At 40.6% G+C, this 19555-nt stretch carries 20 protein-coding genes, 1 tRNA gene, 1 other RNA gene and 3 pseudogenes; 24 read left to right on the top strand and 1 reads right to left on the bottom strand.

Translation table 11 applies throughout. The features are described from left to right. The first annotated feature begins 81 nt into the window (after window positions 1-81). The 15 genes and pseudogenes from QEZ38_RS07960 (at window position 82) to QEZ38_RS07895 (ending at window position 9645) form a co-directional block, all read left to right on the top strand. Window positions 82-155 (top strand) — tRNA-Asn (locus QEZ38_RS07960). Window positions 156-566: 411 nt separating this feature from the next. Next, window positions 567-803, top strand: a complete 237-nt coding sequence (comW, locus tag QEZ38_RS07955) for a sigma(X)-activator ComW (protein ID WP_075231179.1) — start codon at window positions 567-569, stop codon at window positions 801-803. Between the two features lie 232 nt (window positions 804-1035). Continuing rightward, window positions 1036-2322, top strand: a complete 1287-nt coding sequence (locus QEZ38_RS07950) for an adenylosuccinate synthase (protein ID WP_153225612.1) — start codon at window positions 1036-1038, stop codon at window positions 2320-2322. 201 nt (window positions 2323-2523) lie between these two features. After that, the gene (gene tadA / locus QEZ38_RS07945; RefSeq protein WP_153225589.1) at window positions 2524-2991 is read left to right on the top strand and encodes a tRNA adenosine(34) deaminase TadA; all 468 of its coding nucleotides are present in this window, start codon (window positions 2524-2526) and stop codon (window positions 2989-2991) included. A gap of 32 nt (window positions 2992-3023) precedes the next feature. Next, an RNA gene (ffs, locus tag QEZ38_RS07940) (signal recognition particle sRNA small type) lies at window positions 3024-3121 on the top strand. Window positions 3122-3174: 53 nt separating this feature from the next. Then, window positions 3175-3618 carry a dUTP diphosphatase gene (locus QEZ38_RS07935; RefSeq protein WP_000701995.1) on the top strand — a complete coding sequence of 148 codons (444 nt, stop codon included), beginning with the start codon at window positions 3175-3177 and terminating at the stop codon, window positions 3616-3618. A 1-nt stretch (window position 3619) separates the two neighbouring features. Then, on the top strand, window positions 3620-4159 hold the full coding sequence (locus tag QEZ38_RS07930; protein ID WP_153225613.1) for a histidine phosphatase family protein: 540 nt from the start codon (window positions 3620-3622) through the stop codon (window positions 4157-4159). Continuing rightward, a pseudogene (locus QEZ38_RS09800) lies at window positions 4156-4332 on the top strand (DNA repair protein RadA); the annotation flags it as partial. The gene QEZ38_RS07930 and the pseudogene QEZ38_RS09800, both read left to right, overlap by 4 nt. Further along, window positions 4328-4577, top strand: a pseudogene (locus tag QEZ38_RS07925) (isochorismatase family protein); the annotation flags it as partial. The pseudogenes QEZ38_RS09800 and QEZ38_RS07925, both read left to right, overlap by 5 nt. Before the next feature lie 18 nt (window positions 4578-4595). Beyond that, the gene (locus QEZ38_RS07920; protein WP_153225590.1) at window positions 4596-5105 is read left to right on the top strand and encodes a histidine phosphatase family protein; all 510 of its coding nucleotides are present in this window, start codon (window positions 4596-4598) and stop codon (window positions 5103-5105) included. Between the two features lie 10 nt (window positions 5106-5115). Continuing rightward, the gene (radA, locus tag QEZ38_RS07915) at window positions 5116-6480 is read left to right on the top strand and encodes a DNA repair protein RadA (protein ID WP_223339689.1); all 1365 of its coding nucleotides are present in this window, start codon (window positions 5116-5118) and stop codon (window positions 6478-6480) included. 71 nt (window positions 6481-6551) lie between these two features. After that, window positions 6552-7247: a TIGR00266 family protein gene (locus QEZ38_RS07910; protein ID WP_153225591.1), complete on the top strand. Its 696-nt coding sequence runs from the start codon at window positions 6552-6554 to the stop codon at window positions 7245-7247. A gap of 160 nt (window positions 7248-7407) precedes the next feature. Then, window positions 7408-7902 (top strand): beta-class carbonic anhydrase, encoded by a 495-nt coding sequence (locus QEZ38_RS07905; RefSeq protein WP_153225592.1) that lies wholly within the window; start codon window positions 7408-7410, stop codon window positions 7900-7902. 215 nt (window positions 7903-8117) lie between these two features. Continuing rightward, entirely contained in the window at window positions 8118-9086 is a 969-nt protein-coding gene (locus QEZ38_RS07900) for a ribose-phosphate diphosphokinase (protein ID WP_075231173.1), read from the top strand. 121 nt (window positions 9087-9207) lie between these two features. After that, window positions 9208-9645, top strand: coding sequence for a CoA-binding protein (locus QEZ38_RS07895; RefSeq protein WP_153225593.1), 438 nt, complete (start codon window positions 9208-9210; stop codon window positions 9643-9645). A gap of 182 nt (window positions 9646-9827) precedes the next feature. Here QEZ38_RS07895 and QEZ38_RS07890 read toward each other — a convergent pair whose 3' ends face one another. Next, window positions 9828-10838, bottom strand: coding sequence for a YeiH family protein (locus QEZ38_RS07890; protein WP_153225594.1), 1011 nt, complete (start codon window positions 10836-10838; stop codon window positions 9828-9830). Window positions 10839-10991: 153 nt separating this feature from the next. Between QEZ38_RS07890 and QEZ38_RS07885 the strand changes: the two genes are divergently transcribed. From QEZ38_RS07885 to purC, 9 genes and pseudogenes are all read left to right on the top strand, one after another. Continuing rightward, window positions 10992-12161, top strand: coding sequence for a pyridoxal phosphate-dependent aminotransferase (locus tag QEZ38_RS07885; RefSeq protein WP_153225595.1), 1170 nt, complete (start codon window positions 10992-10994; stop codon window positions 12159-12161). Continuing rightward, entirely contained in the window at window positions 12158-12928 is a 771-nt protein-coding gene (gene recO, locus QEZ38_RS07880) for a DNA repair protein RecO (protein ID WP_153225596.1), read from the top strand. The genes QEZ38_RS07885 and recO overlap by 4 nt, the downstream gene beginning before the upstream one ends. Then, complete coding sequence (gene plsX, locus QEZ38_RS07875; protein ID WP_075232276.1) at window positions 12925-13917, top strand: phosphate acyltransferase PlsX; 993 nt, start codon at window positions 12925-12927, stop codon at window positions 13915-13917. Before recO ends, plsX begins: the two co-directional genes overlap by 4 nt. A 5-nt stretch (window positions 13918-13922) precedes the next feature. Next, window positions 13923-14159: an acyl carrier protein gene (locus QEZ38_RS07870; RefSeq protein ID WP_075232277.1), complete on the top strand. Its 237-nt coding sequence runs from the start codon at window positions 13923-13925 to the stop codon at window positions 14157-14159. A gap of 172 nt (window positions 14160-14331) precedes the next feature. Then, window positions 14332-14526 (top strand): annotated as a pseudogene (locus tag QEZ38_RS07865) (class IIb bacteriocin, lactobin A/cerein 7B family). Between the two features lie 273 nt (window positions 14527-14799). Further along, window positions 14800-14994 carry a hypothetical protein gene (locus tag QEZ38_RS07860; RefSeq protein WP_075232278.1) on the top strand — a complete coding sequence of 65 codons (195 nt, stop codon included), beginning with the start codon at window positions 14800-14802 and terminating at the stop codon, window positions 14992-14994. Between the two features lie 167 nt (window positions 14995-15161). Then, the gene (gene comA / locus QEZ38_RS07855) at window positions 15162-17315 is read left to right on the top strand and encodes a peptide cleavage/export ABC transporter ComA (protein ID WP_281335557.1); all 2154 of its coding nucleotides are present in this window, start codon (window positions 15162-15164) and stop codon (window positions 17313-17315) included. Window positions 17316-17327: 12 nt separating this feature from the next. Beyond that, window positions 17328-18677 carry a bacteriocin secretion accessory protein gene (locus QEZ38_RS07850; RefSeq protein WP_281335556.1) on the top strand — a complete coding sequence of 450 codons (1350 nt, stop codon included), beginning with the start codon at window positions 17328-17330 and terminating at the stop codon, window positions 18675-18677. A 169-nt stretch (window positions 18678-18846) separates the two neighbouring features. After that, entirely contained in the window at window positions 18847-19554 is a 708-nt protein-coding gene (purC, locus tag QEZ38_RS07845) for a phosphoribosylaminoimidazolesuccinocarboxamide synthase (protein WP_281335555.1), read from the top strand. Window position 19555: the final 1 nt, after the last annotated feature.

Raw genomic sequence — 19555 nt, 5'->3', positions numbered from 1 at the left:
CGAACACAGAAGTTAAGCCCTAGAACGCCGGAAGTAGTTGGGGGTTGCCCCCTGTGAGATAAGGAAGTCGCTTAGCTTTAATCCGCCATAGCTCAGTTGGTAGTAGCGCATGACTGTTAATCATGATGTCGTAGGTTCGAGTCCTACTGGCGGAGTATGTAGACGTTCCAAGGAACGTCTTTTTTTATTTATCTTTCAGAGGTCATTTTTGTCTTTTTTTTTGCCACTTTATTAATATTTAATATCTTTTATAAGTTTGTTAGATTTGAGTGTTTTATTTTAAGTCTTTTTAATAGGTCTTATAAGTAATTCTTTAATGGATTGTGTGGGGTTGTTTTTTAGTTCTTATGATTCTTTTTCAATTAAGTTAGCTCCCATATTTTCTACAATAATTTTTCCTATAGCTCTTTTTTATTTTGAAATGTATTATTATATATCTGTTCTGTCAATTTTCTTTAACTGTTATTAATTTTACTATTCACAATAAGACATGATAGAAGTATTCTCCCAACTTTTTTTATTTTTTTGTTATACTTATTTTATCAATAGAAATGGAGTCAAATAAAATGATTGAACAGATTTATGAACAATATCTTGATTTTTATGATGTTATTGAAAAGGAATATAGTTATTTAGTAGATAATGATTTAGAATGGGAAGTTTTTCATCTTCGATTTTTACTCTATTATTTAGTTCGGTACAAGTTTGATATTATGCATCCTTTATTTTCTTACCACTATAGAGCTTGCTACCGTTTGTACATTGAACAGTTATTGATTTCAAATGATTATGTTCTAGTTTAATCTTTATTTATCGTTATTTCCGAACAATTTTATTATTTTATCTTATCATAATAAAAATTTGCAATATTTTTTCAATATGATTTTTTCAATTTTCTCTAAATTCCTAATGTTTCAGGTATTTGGTCTTGAAAAAATAGAGAATCTTTATTATAATAAATTGTAAGATATAATTGCAGGTGAGATTCCTGCCATGTATGTGAGAAAGGAAGAGCCTAAGGGCTCAGACAAGATTATGACTTCAGTTGTTGTTGTAGGTACCCAGTGGGGTGATGAAGGTAAAGGGAAGATTACAGACTTCCTTTCAGCTAATGCAGAAGTGATTGCACGTTACCAAGGTGGTGATAATGCTGGTCACACAATTGTGATTGATGGAAAGAAATTTAAGTTGCACTTGATTCCTTCTGGAATTTTCTTCCCTGAAAAAATTTCTGTCATTGGGAATGGGATGGTTGTAAATCCTAAGTCACTTGTGAAAGAGTTGAGCTATCTTCATGATGAAGGTGTTACAACAGATAATCTACGTATTTCTGATCGTGCGCATGTTATTTTGCCGTACCACATCGAGTTAGACCGTCTGCAAGAAGAAGCTAAGGGTGAAAATAAGATCGGTACTACTATCAAGGGTATCGGGCCAGCTTATATGGATAAGGCTGCTCGCGTTGGGATTCGTATTGCGGATCTTTTGGATAAGGAGATTTTCCGTGAACGTTTAGAACGCAATCTTGCTGAGAAGAATCGTTTGTTTGAAAAATTGTACGAAAGCAACCCTATTTCATTTGATGATATTTTTGAAGAATATTATGAGTATGGTCAACAAATCAAGCAATATGTAACAGATACTTCTGTTATCTTGAATGATGCACTTGATAATGGCAAACGTGTCCTTTTTGAAGGTGCACAAGGGGTCATGTTAGATATTGACCAAGGTACTTATCCATTTGTTACGTCCTCAAACCCTGTTGCGGGTGGTGTGACGATCGGTTCAGGTGTTGGTCCAAGCAAGATTGACAAGGTTGTAGGTGTATGTAAAGCTTATACAAGTCGTGTTGGTGATGGTCCATTCCCAACTGAATTGTTTGATGAAGTGGGAGAACGCATTCGTGAAGTAGGTCATGAGTATGGTACAACTACAGGTCGTCCACGTCGTGTGGGTTGGTTTGACTCAGTTGTGATGCGTCACAGTCGTCGTGTTTCTGGTATCACTAACCTTTCACTGAACTCTATCGATGTTTTGAGTGGTTTGGATACAGTTAAAATCTGTGTAGCCTATGATCTTGATGGCCAACGTATTGACTACTATCCAGCTAGTCTTGAGCAATTGAAACGTTGTAAACCTATTTATGAAGAATTGCCAGGTTGGTCAGAAGACATCACTGGAGTACGTACTTTGGAAGATCTTCCTGAAAATGCACGTAACTATGTTCGCCGTGTTAGCGAATTAGTGGGTGTTCGTATTTCTACTTTCTCAGTAGGGCCTGGTCGTGAACAAACCAATATTTTAGAAAGTGTTTGGTCATAAGAGATTTTTTAAGATTTGTTTAAGATAGTTCAGCTATACTATAGACAGTTACAAGAAGACCTCCTAACTTGTTGTAACAAATATCCTAAACTTTTCTTTTTCATAATAATCTCCCTATAAAGTCACCGCCTTCGGTGGCTTTTTTTGTATTGGGATTCATGATATAATAATAAAATCGATAAGCAGGAAAAGGGAAAATTGATGAATTATACAGTTGAAGAAAAAGAAGTCTTTATGAGGGAGGCTTTGAGAGAGGCTGAGATTGCCTTGGAACACGATGAAATTCCAATTGGTTGTGTGATTGTCAAGGACGGAGAAATCATTGGTAGGGGCCACAATGCACGTGAGGAGTTGCAACGTGCGGTCATGCATGCGGAAATTATGGCCATCGAGAATGCGAATCTGAGGGAAGAGAGCTGGCGTTTGTTGGACTGCACACTTTTTGTGACCATTGAGCCTTGTGTCATGTGCAGCGGGGCGATTGGGCTTGCTCGTATCCCTAAGGTAGTTTATGGGGCTAAAAATCAGAAATTTGGTGCAGCTGGAAGTCTGTATGATATCTTGACAGACGAGCGTCTTAATCATCGTGTGGATGTTGAGACGGGCATTTTAGAGAGTGACTGTGCTGGCATTATGCAGGAATTTTTTAGAAATCGACGGAAAAAATAATTTCTCTTTTAAAATCTTTGGGAATGTGGTATAATGACTAATGGAGCAACAGTTCTGCGTGAAGCGGGTCAGGGGAGGAATCCAGCAGCCCTAAGCGAAGTGAATTGTGTGCTCTTTTTTCGTGCTTTTTTCGAATAAATAAGATAAAATAGCCTAGAATATAAGATTTAAAAAGAGGGAAATATGAAAATTCGTGGTTTTGAATTAGTTTCTAGTTTTACAGATGAGAGTTTGCTACCCAAGCGTGAGACAGCACATGCAGCTGGTTACGACTTAAAGGTTGCGGTGCGCACAGTTATTGCTCCAGGAGAGATCGTCTTGGTTCCGACAGGGGTTAAGGCCTATATGCAGCCGACTGAAGTGCTTTATCTTTATGACCGTTCATCAAATCCTCGAAAAAAAGGTCTAGTCTTGATTAACTCTGTGGGTGTCATTGATGGAGATTATTATGGTAACCCAGGAAATGAAGGACATATCTTTGCACAGATGAAAAACATTACTGACCAAGAAGTGATTCTTGAAGTTGGGGAACGCGTGGTTCAGGCTGTCTTTGCTCCATTTTTGATTGCGGATGGCGATGCGGCAGATGGTGTTCGGACCGGTGGATTTGGATCAACTGGGCACTAAGATGAAGATTATCTTTGTACGTCACGGGGAGCCAGATTATAGTATGCTTGATAAACTTGAAAATCCGCAACTATATAGTGGTTTTGGTCGTGATTTAGCACCATTGACAGGAAAAGGTCGCAATCTGGCAAAAGAAGTTGCTAAAACTGCTTGTTTTGGAAAAGCAGAGATTATTATTTCATCGTCTGTGACGAGGGCTTTAGAAACAGCACATTATATAGCAGTTGAAACAGGATTGGACTTATTTGTGGAGCCGTTTTTTCATGAGTGGCGTCCGGACTTAGATGGCACTAACTCTGATTTAACTAGTGTATTGGTAGCTCATAAATATTATCTAAAACATCAAGGAGCTTTATCTGAAGATTCTCCTTATCGCTATGAAACTGATCTAGAGATGCGTCATCGTTTTTTAAGAGCTTTGGAAAAATATAAAAATTATAAAACTATTATCATTGTAACTCACGGAATGCTCATGCGCCAATTTGTACCAGACGAGAAGATTGATTTTTGCCAAGTGATTGAATGTGAGATAGAGATATAGAAAGAGGTTTATTATCGCAAAGAAAAAAGGCGATATTTGTGTTTCAAAATTGTGAATATAATTCCCCCAAGTATTTAGGGCGCTGTCCAAACTGTGGGTCTTGGTCTTCTTTTGTTGAGGAGGTTGAGGTTGCAGAGGTCAAGAATGCGTGTGTGTCCTTGACGGGGGAGAAAAGACAGAAAGAAGAAATTTGCGACCGGCTTGCTGCTTGTATCTTCTCGTATCTTTGAGAAGCGTCGGGCTTCTTGCTTTACTAATCTAGATTTAAAAGATTTTTTAGAGGAAAACGGTGCTAAAAGCATAGAGTTTATAGGGGTAGATGGCAATGGCTGTGTTAAGGATTCCGTTTTGGCAGCTACCAAGGAGAATTATCAGGTTTCTGAAGCAGTGGCAAGATTGCGGAATCAAGATTGGATAGTTTTATGGGGATCTTAATATGAAAATTATTTTTATCCGTCACGGGGAGCCAAATTACCGTGAGTTAGAGGAGCGTTCCTATACTGGATTCGGGATAGATTTGGCACCCTTATCTGAGAAAGGAAGACAACAAGCTCAGGAACTTTGCAAAAATCCTTTGTTTGGCTCAGCTGATATCCTGGTGTCTTCTGCAGTGACGCGAGCTTTAGAAACGGCTTTTTATGTATCCTGTGCTACTGGCCTTCCTTTGAGGGTAGAGCCATTATTGCATGAATGGCAGGTTTATGAAACAGGTATAGAGAACTTTGAAACAGCTAGATGTCTGTTTTTAGAAAACAAGGGGGAGTTGCTCCCAAATTCTCCTGTTCAATATGAGACAGCTGTAGAGATGAAGTCTCGTTTTCTAGAATGCATGGCTAAGTATCGGGAACATCAGGTAGTTGTAGCCCATCGCATGCTCATGCGTCAATTTGTACCGAATGAAACCATTGATTTTTGCCAAGTGATTGAGTGTGAGATAGAGATTTAGAAAGAGGTTTATCATCGCAAAGAAAAAAGCGACATTTATATGTCAAAATTGTGGATATAATTCCCCTAAATATCTAGGACGGTGTCCAAACTGTGGGTCTTGGTCTTCTTTTGTTGAGGAGGTTGAGGTTGCAGAAGTCAAGAATGCGCGTGTGTCCTTGACAGGTGAGAAAACCAAGCCCATGAAACTGGCTGAAGTAACTTCCATCAATGTCAATCGAACCAAGACTGAGATGGAGGAGTTTAACCGAGTTCTTGGTGGAGGTGTGGTACCAGGAAGTCTTGTCCTTATCGGTGGGGATCCTGGGATTGGAAAATCAACTCTGCTTTTACAAGTCTCAACCCAGCTGTCCCAAGTGGGAACAGTTCTCTATGTCAGTGGGGAGGAGTCTGCCCAGCAAATCAAGCTACGAGCAGAGCGCTTGGGTGATATTGATAGTGAGTTTTATCTCTATGCTGAGACCAATATGCAGAGTGTTCGCGCAGAGGTGGAGCGCATCCAGCCAGATTTCCTTATTATTGACTCCATTCAGACTATTATGTCTCCTGAGATTTCAGGTGTGCAAGGATCTGTGTCTCAAGTCCGTGAGGTGACTGCAGAACTCATGCAGTTGGCTAAGACTAATAACATTGCCATCTTTATTGTCGGGCATGTGACCAAGGAAGGAACCTTGGCTGGGCCTCGGATGTTGGAGCATATGGTGGATACGGTGCTTTACTTTGAAGGGGAACGCCACCATACCTTCCGTATCTTGAGGGCGGTCAAAAACCGTTTTGGTTCAACAAATGAAATTGGGATTTTTGAGATGCAGTCGGGTGGTCTGGTTGAGGTGCTCAATCCTAGTCAAGTTTTCCTAGAAGAACGTTTAGATGGAGCAACTGGTTCGTCCATCGTGGTGACTATGGAAGGAACCCGTCCTATTCTTGCGGAGGTTCAAGCCTTGGTAACACCGACTATGTTTGGTAATGCCAAGCGGACTACAACAGGCCTTGATTTCAATCGTGCAAGTTTGATTATGGCTGTTTTGGAGAAACGTGCAGGGCTTCTCTTGCAAAATCAGGATGCCTATCTCAAATCTGCTGGTGGTGTCAAATTGGATGAGCCTGCCATTGACCTGGCTGTTGCGGTTGCCATTGCTTCGAGTTACAAGGATAAACCAACCAACCCGCAGGAATGTTTTGTGGGAGAGTTGGGCTTAACTGGAGAAATTCGGCGCGTAAATCGTATCGAGCAACGTATCAACGAAGCTGCTAAACTTGGATTTACAAAAATCTATGTACCGAAAAATTCCTTGACTGGTATCAAGCCACCTAAGGAAATTCAGGTGATCGGAGTGACAACTATCGGAGAAGTCTTGAAAAAAGTCTTTTCCTAATAGTCTTACTCAGTTTTAGATTGCAAAACACTTTATAGCCGATATTTATTAAAAACAAGGAGGAATTTCTGATGAAATTTTCTATGGACAGTCATATGCAATTTCCTTTGGTAGAGTTGTCACTCAATCAAGGAGAAACCGTCTATATCCAGCGAGGTAGTATGGTCTACCACACGCCTAACGTAAGCCTCAATACCCAGCTCAATGCTAGCGGTTCTGGTTTGGGACGTTTTGTCAAAGCTGTGGGGCGTTCCATGGTTTCTGGCGAAAGTACCTTTATCACGCAAGCTGTTGCTGAGTCTGACAACGGCAACCTTGCTTTAGCACCAGATACTCCTGGTCAAGTGATTGCTCTCGAGCTAGGAGAAAAGCAATATCGATTGAATGATGGAGCCTTTCTAGCTCTTGATGGTACAGCTTTCTATACAATGGAGCGTCAGTCTATTGGGAAGGCTCTGTTCGGAGGGCAAGGCGGTCTCTTTGTGATGACAACCCAAGGTCAGGGAACGCTTTTGGCAAATGCATTTGGTTCGATTAAGAAAATTGAACTCCAAAACCAAGAAGTGACAATTGACAATGCCCATGTGGTGGCTTGGAGCCAGTCTTTGGACTATCATATCCACTTAGAAAATGGTTTCTGGCAATCTATTGGTACAGGTGAAGGAGTGGTGAATACCTTCCGAGGTACTGGTGAGGTTTATGTACAAAGTCTCAATCTTCAAAGCTTTGCAGGCTCTCTCAACAAGTATATCCAAAAAGAATCATAACAATAAAAACTAGGATAGGGACCCAAGCTAGATGCTAGAAGTTTCTGTTCTAGTTTTTTTATATGGAAGTTGAAAACTGACAAGACAAAGAAAAGATGGTAAGATAGAAGATAAATAATTTGGTTTTCAAATTATCTTAAAAGTAAGAAAGTGTGTTGTCATGTCGTATTTTGAACAGTTTATGCAAGCTAACCAGGCTTATGTTGCCCTGCATGGGCAGTTAAATCTGCCAATCAAGCCGAAAACAAGAGTAGCCATTGTGACTTGTATGGACTCACGTCTGCACGTTGCACAAGCTTTGGGGCTAGCACTTGGAGATGCTCACATTTTACGGAATGCGGGCGGTCGAGTGACAGACGATATGATTCGCTCACTCGTGATTTCCCAGCAACAAATGGGAACAAGAGAGATTGTGGTTCTTCATCATACAGACTGTGGTGCTCAAACATTTCAAAACGAAGAGTTTCAAGAACATTTAAAAACAGAATTAGGAGTTGATGTCTCGGGTCAAGATTTTCTCCCTTTTCAAGATGTTGAGGAGAGTGTTCGTGAGGATATGCAGTTACTTCGAGAGTCTCCACTGATTCCAGATGATGTCGTTATTTCAGGGGCTGTTTATGATGTGGATACAGGCAGTATGAGAGAGGTATACTAACTTTTCCTTTGTAAGTTTCATCTTCCCATGAGATAGAATGTCTAAGTTGTCACATTTCAGCTTGAATATAAGGAATATAAATGAGCACAAGGCAAGGGTATAAATGTCTACTCTTGTCTTATTTTTTATTGAAAAATCAAGAAAAAAGCGCTACAATGGTAGTTGGAAAAATGTTGTGAAAAAACACAAGCGATACATAAATACTGGAGGAAATCATGTCTTTTTCTGATTTAAAGCTGTTTGCCCTTTCTTCAAATAGAGAATTGGCAGAGCGTGTGGCGCAAGAGATTGGAATAGAGTTGGGAAAATCGACCGTACGTCAATTTTCAGATGGAGAAATTCAAGTTAATATCGAAGAATCAATCCGTGGAAAACACGTCTTTATCTTACAATCAACTAGCTCACCTGTAAATGACAATCTGCTAGAAATTTTGATTATGGTAGATGCTTTGAAACGTGCCAGTGCAGAATCTGTCAACGTTGTTATGCCTTACTATGGCTATGCACGTCAGGATAGAAAGGCGAGAGCGCGTGAGCCAATCACTTCAAAACTTGTAGCAAATATGCTTGAAGTAGCTGGAGTGGATCGTTTGTTGACGATTGACTTGCACGCTGCGCAGATTCAGGGATTCTTTGATATTCCTGTTGATCACTTGATGGGTGCTCCTTTGATTGCAGATTACTTTGAGCGTCGTGGCATGGTTGGTTCTGACTATGTGGTTGTCAGTCCAGACCATGGTGGGGTGACTCGTGCTCGTAAATTAGCAGAGTTTTTGAAAACTCCAATTGCTATTATTGACAAACGTCGTAGTGTAGATAAGATGAATACTAGTGAAGTGATGAACATCATCGGTAAGGTTGAAGGAAAAACTTGTATTTTGATCGATGACATGATTGACACAGCTGGTACAATCTGTCATGCTGCTGATGCTTTGGCTGAAGCAGGAGCAGTTGAGGTATATGCAAGCTGTACGCACCCAGTACTTTCAGGACCTGCTATGGATAATATCCAAAAATCAGCTATTAAAAAATTGGTTGTTTTGGATACCATCTACTTACCAGAAGAGCGTTTGATTGATAAGATTGAGCAAATCTCTATTGCTCACCTTCTTGCGGATGCTATCGTCCGTATCCACGAAAAACGTCCTCTATCTCCATTATTTAGTATTGAGAAAAAAATCTAACGAATTCGTTGGATCAGACAAAACTCCTAACAAAGTGATAGGCCTTGTTGGGAGTTTTTTGGTAGCAGAATTCTGCAAACCCTTTCAAAATGTGCTATACTGCTGAAAAAGGAGGATTTTTATGACTCAAGAATTTATCAATCCGAGTGATGGCGTGATCCGTCAGTATCTAGCAACTAGTAAAACTCTAGCAGTAGTAGGCTTGTCTGATCGTGAGGAAACAACGAGCAATCGAGTGACCAAGGAAATGCAGGCTCGTGGCTATAAAATCATACCAGTAAACCCTAAGGCTGCAGGTGGGGAAATCTTGGGAGAAAAGGCTTATGCCAGTCTAGCTGAGATTCCTTTCCCCGTAGATATCGTCAATGTCTATCGTCGTAGTGAGTTTCTACCTGATGTGGCGCGTGATTTTCTCAAGGCAGATGCTAAGATTTTCTGGGCGCAACTAGGACTTGAAAGTCTAGAAGCGGAAGAAATTTTGCGTGCTGGAGGTTGCGATGATATCGTGATGAACCGTTGTATTAAGAGAGAACATACACGCTTAATACTTGAACAATAAAAAGGTAGCTTGCGGGCTACCTTTTGTGTTATACTCAATGAAAATCAAAGAGCAAACTAGGAAACTAGCCGCAGGTTGCTCAAAGCACTGCTTTGAGGTTGTAGATAGAACTGACGAAGTCAGTAACACATATCTACGGCAAGGCGACGTTGACGTGGTTTGAATTTGATTTTCGAAGAGTATTAGAAAATACCGATGAGCGTTTGCATCCCGAGACTAGTCAGGATGATGGCAATCCAGCAGAGGGCACCAAGAAGAATGGATTTACCACTGGATTTGATCATGGCAATGAGATTGGTTTTGAGGCCGATAGCGCTCATGGCCATGATGATGAGGAATTTAGACAGTTGTTTGAGAGGGGTAAAGAAACTACTGCTGACACCGAAGGAAGTAAGGACGGTGGTTAGCAGGGAAGCTAGGATGAAGTAGAGAATGAAAATAGGGAAGATTTTTTTAAGTTTTACTCCGTGGTTGTTGCCTTGTTGACGGCTTTGCCAGTAGGAGAGGAAGAGAGTGATGGGAATGATAGCTAAGGTGCGTGTCAATTTGACAATGGTAGCAGACTCAAGAGTGTTTGTGTGGTAAAGACTATCCCAGGCGCTGGCAGTGGCTGTTACAGAGGAAGTATCATTGACCGCAGTACCTGAAAAGAGGGAGAAGCCCTCATTTGATAGGTGAAGCCAGGTTCCTAGGGTTGGGAAAATAAGCGCTGCTAAGACATTGAAGAAAAAGATAACAGAGATGGCTTGGGCGACTTCTTTTTCCTTGGCATGGATGACGGGAGCTGTCGCTGCAATGGCAGAACCTCCACAGATAGAGGAACCAACACCGATCAAGGTAGCTAGTTTTGTATCTAAATCAAAAAAGCGTTGGAAAAGATAAGCTACAATCAAGGCTATAGAAATGGTAGATAGAATGACAGGAAGGGAAGATTTTCCAACTGCGAAGACTTGCGAGATATTGAGCCCAAACCCAAGCAAGATAACAGCATACTGAAGCAATTTCTTGGAGCTGTAAGTCAAACCGGCATCCAGTTGTTTAAAGGAAGTGAGAAAGGGGTGGAGAATCATACCGATAAAGATGGCAAAAACAGGTGCCCCAATAACAGGCAAGAAGCTCCCTAAGGTCCAAGAGATGATGGAAATGATAAGACAGGCTAAAAGTCCGGCCCCATTTTTTGATAGAAATGACATAAAAACCTCCTAAAATAAGTACTTCTTATTATAGTCTTGTCCAGAAGAAAAGTAAATAGAAAGTAGGAATTAGGCTGTCATTAAATGGAATTTTGCGGTCAGAGAGCTTTTGTAGTATAATAGACATATATTCTTTAAGCAAGGAGGGTATCTATGGACTTAACCAAGCGCTTTAATAAACAATTAGATAAGATTCAAGTTTCCTTGATTCGTCAGTTTGACCAGGCTATTTCAGAGATTCCTGGGGTTCTACGTCTGACATTGGGAGAGCCTGACTTTACAACTCCAGACCATGTCAAGGAGGCAGCTAAGCGCGCCATTGACCAAAATCAATCCTACTATACAGGGATGAGTGGTTTGATGACCTTACGCCAGGCAGCTAGTGATTTTGTAAGAGAAAAATACCAGCTAGACTATAATCCTGAAAATGAAATCTTGGTCACAATTGGTGCGACAGAAGCCCTATCTGCTACTTTGACAGCTATTTTAGAAGAGGGTGACAAGGTTCTCTTGCCAGCTCCTGCCTATCCAGGTTATGAACCAATTGTTAATCTAGTTGGCGCAGAGATTGTCGAGATTGATACGATTGAGAACGGTTTTGTCTTGACTCCTGAAATGCTGGAGAAGGCAATTCTGGAGCAGGGTGACAAGCTCAAGGCTGTTATTCTTAACTATCCAGCTAATCCTACAGGAATTACTTATAGTCGCGAACAGTTGGAAGCCTTGGCAGACGTTTTACGTAAGTATGAGGTTTTCGTTGTCTGTGATGAGGTCTACTCAGAATTAACTTATACAGGGGAAAATCATGTCTCTTTGGGGACTATGCTGAGAGATCAGGCCATTATCATCAACGGTCTATCTAAATCACATGCCATGACAGGTTGGCGTTTAGGCTTTATCTTTGCCCCAGCAAACTTCACAGCCCAACTCATCAAGAGTCACCAGTATTTGGTAACTGCTGCAAATACTATGGCTCAACATGCTGCAGTAGAAGCCTTAACAGCTGGTAAAGATGATGCAGAACCTATGAAGAAAGAGTATATTCAACGTCGGGACTACATTATCGAGAAAATGACTAATCTTGGTTTTGAGATTATCAAACCTGACGGTGCCTTTTATATCTTTGCTAAGATTCCAGCAGGCTACAATCAAGATTCTTTTGCTTTTCTGAAGGATTTTGCTCACAAGAAGGCTGTTGCCTTTATCCCTGGTGCAGCTTTTGGTCAATATGGAGAAGGTTATGTGCGCCTGTCTTATGCAGCTAGCATGGAAATCATCAGAGAAGCTATGAAACGTCTTGAGGAGTACATGAAAGAAGCATGATTCAGTCTATTACGAGTCAGGGGTTGGTGCTCTACAATCGTAATTTTCGTGAGGATGATAAGCTAGTCAAGATTTTTACAGAGCAGGTCGGCAAGCGGATGTTTTTTGTCAAACATGCCGGTCAGTCCAAACTGGCTCCAGTTATTCAACCTTTGGTGCTGGCTCGTTTTCTTTTGCGAATCAATGATGATGGACTTAGTTATATTGAAGACTATCATGAGGTGATGACCTTTCCAAAAATCAATAGTGATCTCTTTGTCATGTCCTATGCGACCTATGTGGCAGCTTTGGCAGATGCTAGTTTGCAGGACAATCACCAAGATGCTCCCTTGTTTGCTTTTTTACAAAAGACTTTAGAGTTGATGGAAGAGGGTTTAGATTATCAGGTCTTGACCAATATTTTTGAAATTCAGATCTTAACCCGTTTTGGGATTAGTCTTAATTTTAATGAGTGTGTTTTTTGCCATCGGGTGGGTCAGGCCTTTGATTTTTCTTTCAAATATGGTGCTTGCTTATGTCCTGATCATTACCATGAGGACGAGAAACGTTGTCATCTGAATCCAAACATTCCCTATCTGCTCAATCAATTTCAAGCTATTAACTTTGAGACTTTAGAGACTATTTCGCTCAAGTCTGAAATCAAGCAAGAATTGCGTCAGTTCATGGATCAAATTTATGAAGAGTACGTCGGAATTCACCTAAAATCAAAGAAATTTATTGATTCCCTAGCTGATTGGGGACAATTACTAAAAGAGGAAGACAAATGAAAAAAATCGCAGTAGATGCAATGGGTGGCGATTACGCACCTCAAGCCATCGTTGAGGGTGTCAATCAAGCCCTTACTGACTTTTCAGATATTGAGATTCAACTTTACGGAGACGAAAGCAAAATCAAGCAATATCTAACAGCTACAGAACGCGTCAGCATTATCCATACAGATGAAAAAATAAATTCTGATGATGAGCCTACAAAAGCTATCCGCAAGAAGAAAAATGCCAGCATGGTATTGGCAGCTAAGGCTGTCAAAGATGGGGAGGCGGATGCCGTGCTCTCAGCTGGGAATACAGGTGCTTTGCTTGCGGCAGGATTTTTCATCGTGGGTCGTATCAAGAACATCGATCGACCTGGGCTCATGTCAACCTTACCAACAGTTGATGGGAAAGGTTTTGACATGCTAGACCTCGGTGCCAATGCAGAAAACACAGCCCATCACTTGCATCAATACGCCATCTTAGGTTCTTTCTATGCTAAAAATGTTCGTGGAATTGCAAAACCACGAGTTGGTTTGCTTAATAACGGGACAGAGAGTAGTAAGGGCGACCCGCTTCGCAAGGAAACTTATGACTTGCTAGCGGCTGATGAGAGTTTGAACTTTGTCGGTAATGTGGAAGCGCGTGATTTGATGGAGGGTGTTGCAGATGTTGTCGTGGCAGACGGTTTCACGGGAAACGCTGTGCTAAAATCCATCGAAGGAACAGCCATGGGAATCATGGGCTTGCTTAAAAATGCTATCACAGGTGGCGGTTTGCGAGCTAAATTAGGCGCTCTTCTTCTTAAGGATAGCCTTAAAGGCTTGAAAAAGCAACTCAACTATTCAGATGTTGGGGGTGCGGTCTTGTTTGGTGTTAAGGCGCCGGTTGTTAAGACTCATGGCTCAAGTGATGCCAAAGCTGTGTATAGTACGATTCGTCAGATTCGTACCATGCTAGAAACAGACGTAGTTGCTCAAACTGCGCGTGAATTTTCAGGAGAATAATATATATGACAGATAAAGAAATTTTTGACCGTGTCGTGACCATTATCCAAGAACGTCAAGGGGAAGACTTTGTAGTCACAGAGGCCTTGAGCTTGAAGGATGATTTGGATGCTGATTCGGTAGATTTGATGGAATTCGTACTAACCATTGAGGATGAATTTGGAATCGAAATTAGTGATGAAGAAATCGATCACCTCCAAAGTGTGGCAGATGTGTTACAAGCCATTAAAGATAAAATCTAACATATAGCAACATGCAAGTCATGTTGTTTTTTTATTTCTTGAATAGATAAGAGAGAAGGCTGGGAAGGAGAGAAAAGAATGATTATTTTAGTTATTTATCCAACTTGGCTTTTAAAATGGTTTAAAGGTTAAAAATCGCAAACAAAAAAAATAAAAATGAAGGAGGAAACGAATGACAAACTTTGACAAAATGGAACAGAATTTTGTAGCTCTTACGTAAGAAGAGTTGATGGAAGTGGATGGGGGAGTTATCCTTCTAGTAATCGTTGGAATATCTGTTTGGAAAGTAGGTGCAGCGGTAGCAGGTGGAGCAACAGTTCTTTTTGCTGGTGGAACAGCATTAGGATATTATGCAAATCGACTATAATCTGGTTGTTGCTGGATTATTAAACGCTGGCGTAAAAATTTTTAATGTAGGTTACAAATTTGGTTCAGAAACAAAAATATAATTTTCATGCTATATTCCTTTTGAAATCATATTTTTAGCAGGTAGGACGTTTGTTCTACCTATTTTCTTTGTCCAAAAGGTACATTTGATGTGTCTATTTGTATCGTTTATAGTTTATTTGGAGTTTTACATGTATTTTTTGATAAAATGTGATAAAATAGGTGTAGAAATTAGGAAAGTTGAAGAAAAGAAATGAAGAAGATTTTAGGATATTTTTTAGTATTTGTTTTTCTATTTTTGATGAATATTTTCATTTTTAAGATACTAACAACTCTGGGATTTCAGCTGACAATGAGTGAAAAGAGTTATCTTGTACCACCTCTATTTTCGTTTATAGTCTTGTACATGATTGATAAAAGAATTAGGAAGAAAAAGAAATCTTTATAAATATATATTTTAGGTAGGACCTTTGTTCTACCTATTTTTATGTAGGAAAAAGTGCTGTTCAGGTGCAGTTATTGTTTTTTTAGAAATAATTCTCTTTTTGCTTCTTTGTTTGGATAAAATAATCTTACAAAGTTTTCTTTGGAGATTGTTAGGAAAAGGAGTAGGATATGAAATTTGGGAAACGTCATTATCGTCCGCAGGTGGATCAGATGGACTGCGGTGTAGCTTCATTGGCCATGGTCTTTGGTTATTATGGTAGTTATTATTCTCTGGCTCACTTGCGAGAGTTGGCTAAGACGACCATGGATGGGACCACGGCTTTGGGACTGGTCAAGGTTGCTGAGGAGATTGGTTTTGAGACGCGAGCCATTAAGGCCGACATGACTTTGTTTGATTTGCCAGATGTAACCTTTCCTTTTGTGGCTCATGTGCTTAAGGAAGGGAAATTGCTCCACTACTATGTGGTGACTGGGCAGGATAAGGATAGCATTCATATTGCCGATCCAGATCCCGGGGTGAAGTTGACTAAACTGCCACGTGAGCGTTTTGCGGAAGAATGGACAGGAATGACTCTTTTTATGGCACCGAGTCCAGACTATAAGCCTCATAAGGATCAAAAGAATGGTCTGCTCTCTTTTATCCCTATATTAGTGAAGCAGCGTGGCTTGATTGCTAATATCGTTTTGGCAACACTCTTGGTAACCTTGATTAACATTGTGGGTTCTTATTATCTGCAGTCTATCATTGATACCTATGTGCCAGATCAGATGCGTTCGACGCTTGGGATTATTTCTATTGGGCTGGTTATTGTTTATATTCTCCAGCAAATCTTGTCCTACGCTCAGGAGTATCTCTTGCTTATTTTGGGGCAACGCTTGTCCATTGATGTGATTTTGTCCTATATCAAGCATGTTTTTCACCTGCCTATGTCCTTCTTTGCGACACGTCGTACAGGGGAAATCGTATCTCGTTTCACGGATGCAAATAGTATCATTGATGCACTGGCTTCGACTATTCTGTCAATCTTTTTGGATGTATCTACTGTCTTGATTATTTCAGTAGTTCTATTTTCACAGAATAGCAATCTCTTTTTCATGAGTTTGCTAGCCCTTCCTATCTATACAGTGATTATCTTTGCTTTTATGAAGCCCTTTGAAAAGATGAATCGGGATACCATGGAAGCCAATGCGGTTCTGTCTTCTTCTATCATTGAGGACATCAATGGCATTGAGACCATCAAGTCCTTAACTAGTGAAAGTTCACGCTACCAAAAGATTGACAAGGAATTTGTAGATTATCTGAAAAAATCTTTTACTTACAGTCGGGCAGAAAGTCAGCAAAAGGCTCTGAAAAAGCTTGCCCAACTCTTGCTCAATGTTGCCATTCTCTGGATGGGGGCTCTCCTAGTCATGGACAAGAAGATGAGTTTGGGCCAGTTGATTACCTATAATACCTTGCTTATTTACTTTACAAATCCATTGGAAAATATCATCAATCTGCAAACCAAACTTCAGACAGCGCAGGTTGCCAATAACCGTCTAAATGAGGTTTACCTGGTAGCTTCTGAGTTTGAGGAGAAGAAAACGGTTGAGGATTTGAGCTTGATGAAGGGAGATATGGACTTCAAGCAGGTTTCCTACAAGTATGGCTATGGTCGAGACGTCTTGTCGGATATCAATTTGACTATTCCTCAAGGCTCTAAGGTGGCTTTTGTGGGGATTTCAGGGTCAGGTAAGACGACATTGGCCAAGATGATGGTTAATTTTTACGACCCAAGTCAAGGAGAGATTAGTCTGGGTGGTGTCAATCTCAATCAGATTGATAAAAAGGCTCTGCGTCAGTATATCAACTATCTGCCTCAACAACCCTATGTCTTTAATGGAACGATTTTGGAGAATCTTCTCCTTGGAGCCAAGGATGGGACGACTCAGGAGGATATCTTGCGGGCGGTCGAGTTGGCAGAGATTCGGGAGGATATCGAGCGCATGCCACTGAATTACCAGACAGAATTGACTTCGGATGGAGCGGGCATTTCAGGTGGGCAACGTCAGAGGATCGCTTTGGCGCGTGCTCTCTTGACCGATGCGCCTGTCTTGATCTTGGATGAGGCGACCAGCAGTCTAGATATTTTGACCGAGAAGCGAATTGTCGATAATCTCATGGCTTTGGATAAGACCTTGATTTTCATCGCTCACCGTTTAACCATTGCTGAGCGGACAGAGAAGGTGGTTGTTTTGGATCAGGGCAAGATTGTCGAAGAGGGTACACATATGGATTTACTGGCTCAGGGTGGATTTTACGCCCATCTAGTGAATAGTTAGAGAGGAGAAAAGATGCAATCAGAATTTTTAGAAAGTGCGGAGTTTTATAATCGTCGTTACCATAATTTTTCTAGTTATGTGATTTTTCCAAGTTTTATCTTGTTTTTGTTCCTAATCGTTTTTTCAATCTTTGCACAAAAGGAGATAAGCTTGACAGCTGGAGCTACTGTCGAACCTAGTCGTATCCTTGCCAATATCCAGTCAACTAGCAACAATCGCATTATTGCCAATCATTTGGAAGAAAATAAGCTGGTTAAGAAGGGGGAGCTTCTGGTTCAATACCAAGAAGGGGCAGAAGGGGTTCAGGCTGAGAATTATGCTAGTCAGTTGGAAATGCTCAAGGATCAGAAGGTTCAACTGGAGTATTTAAAAGCAAGCCTTCAAGCAGGAAGTGATCAATTTCCTGAAGCAGATAAATTTGGCTATCAGCATAGTTTTTTAGATTATCTAAATCAAGCTGCTAGTCTGCGAAGTCAGGTTGAGCAACAAAATGCTAGTATATCATCTCAAAATGCAGCAGCCAGTGGTAGTCAGGCAGAGTTAGGCAATCTCATCGGTGAAACCCAGTCCAAAATTAAAGAATATCAGCAAGCCAAGTCTGCTATTCAAGCTGATGGAGTCTTAGAGAGTGATCATTCAGCTTATGCCATTTATCAATCTTATCAGTCAACAAAAGAGCAGGGATCGGAAGCCAAACAGCAGGCCTTATCTCAGCTAGATGCTCACATCACTCAGTTGGAGTCAACTCTTGCAAGTTATCGAGTACAGTATGCAGGTTCAGGAGCCCAGCAAGCTTATGCATCTGGATTAGGAAGTCAGTTGGAGTCATTAAAATCCCAGCAACTAGCCAAGGTAGGCCAGGAATTAACGCTCTTGGATCAGAAAATTCTTGAAGTGGAGTCAGGTAAAAAGATTCAAGGAAATCTTTTAGAGAAGGGGAAAATTACAGCAACAGAAGATGGTGTTTTACATCTGAATCCTGAGCATAGTCGATCTACCATCATTCCGGAAGGAACGATCCTTGCTCACCTATTTCCGCAGTTGGCTAGGGAGAGGAAGGCAAAACTGACAGCTTATATCAGTTCTAAGGAAGTGGCTGGTCTCAAGCATGGAAATGAGGTACGATTTACAACGGTAACGGATGCCAATAAGCAGCTAGTGTTGACATCCAAGATTACTAATATCGATACCAGTGCGACTCAGACAGAAAAGGGCAATTTCTTTAAATTAGAGGCAGAGACGGACTTGAGTGCTGAACAGGCAGAAAAGGTTCGTTATGGACTTGAAGGTCGTTTGACTATGATTAGAGGTAGGAAGAGTTTCTTACGCTACTATCTTGACCGCTTTTTGAAACAAGAATAAAGTTTCTATTTTTAACTCAAATCGATCTTAGAAAATCGCAAATGAAAGTTCGTTTGCGATTTTTCTGTACCTTTTCAGATATGACATTAAATATAGTTCGTGAAATATTTGATATTTAGTAAAAACTGTGTTAGAATGATGTAAAGTAATACGAAAGGCGAACAATAAAATGTCCAGTAAACTTATTTATACGGGAAAAGCTAAAGATATCTATACTACTGAAGACGAAAATGTGATTAAGTCGGTCTACAAGGACCAGGCAACCATGCTGAATGGAGCTCGCAAAGAGACCATAGAGGGGAAAGGTGTGCTCAATAATCAGATTTCGTCTCTTATTTTCGAAAAATTGAATGCGGCTGGTGTGGCGACACACTTTATCGAACGTATTTCTGACACTGCACAACTCAATAAGAAGGTGACCATCATTCCTTTGGAGGTTGTTCTTCGTAACGTGACTGCAGGTTCTTTTTCTAAACGTTTTGGCGTGGAAGAAGGTTTGGACTTGAAAACTCCTATCGTTGAATTTTACTATAAGAACGATGATTTGGATGATCCATTCATCAATGATGAGCATGTCAAGTTCTTGGATATTGCCAATGATGAACAAATTGCTTATATCAAGGAAGAAACACGTCGCATCAATGGATTGCTGAAAGATTGGTTTGCACAAATTGGTCTTCGTTTGATTGACTTTAAATTGGAATTCGGTTTTGATAAGGATGGCAAAATTATCTTGGCAGATGAATTTTCACCAGATAACTGCCGCCTTTGGGATGCTGAAGGGCACCACATGGACAAGGATGTTTTCCGTAGGGACTTGGGAAGTTTGACAGATGTGTACAAGGTTGTGGTGGAGAAATTGCAGGGCTTGAAGTAAA

The organism is Streptococcus taonis (assembly GCF_029948085.1).
GTDB lineage: Bacteria > Bacillota > Bacilli > Lactobacillales > Streptococcaceae > Streptococcus > Streptococcus taonis.
Note: the sequence above shows the minus strand (reverse complement) of the source record. Positions and strands in the feature narration are given on the sequence as shown.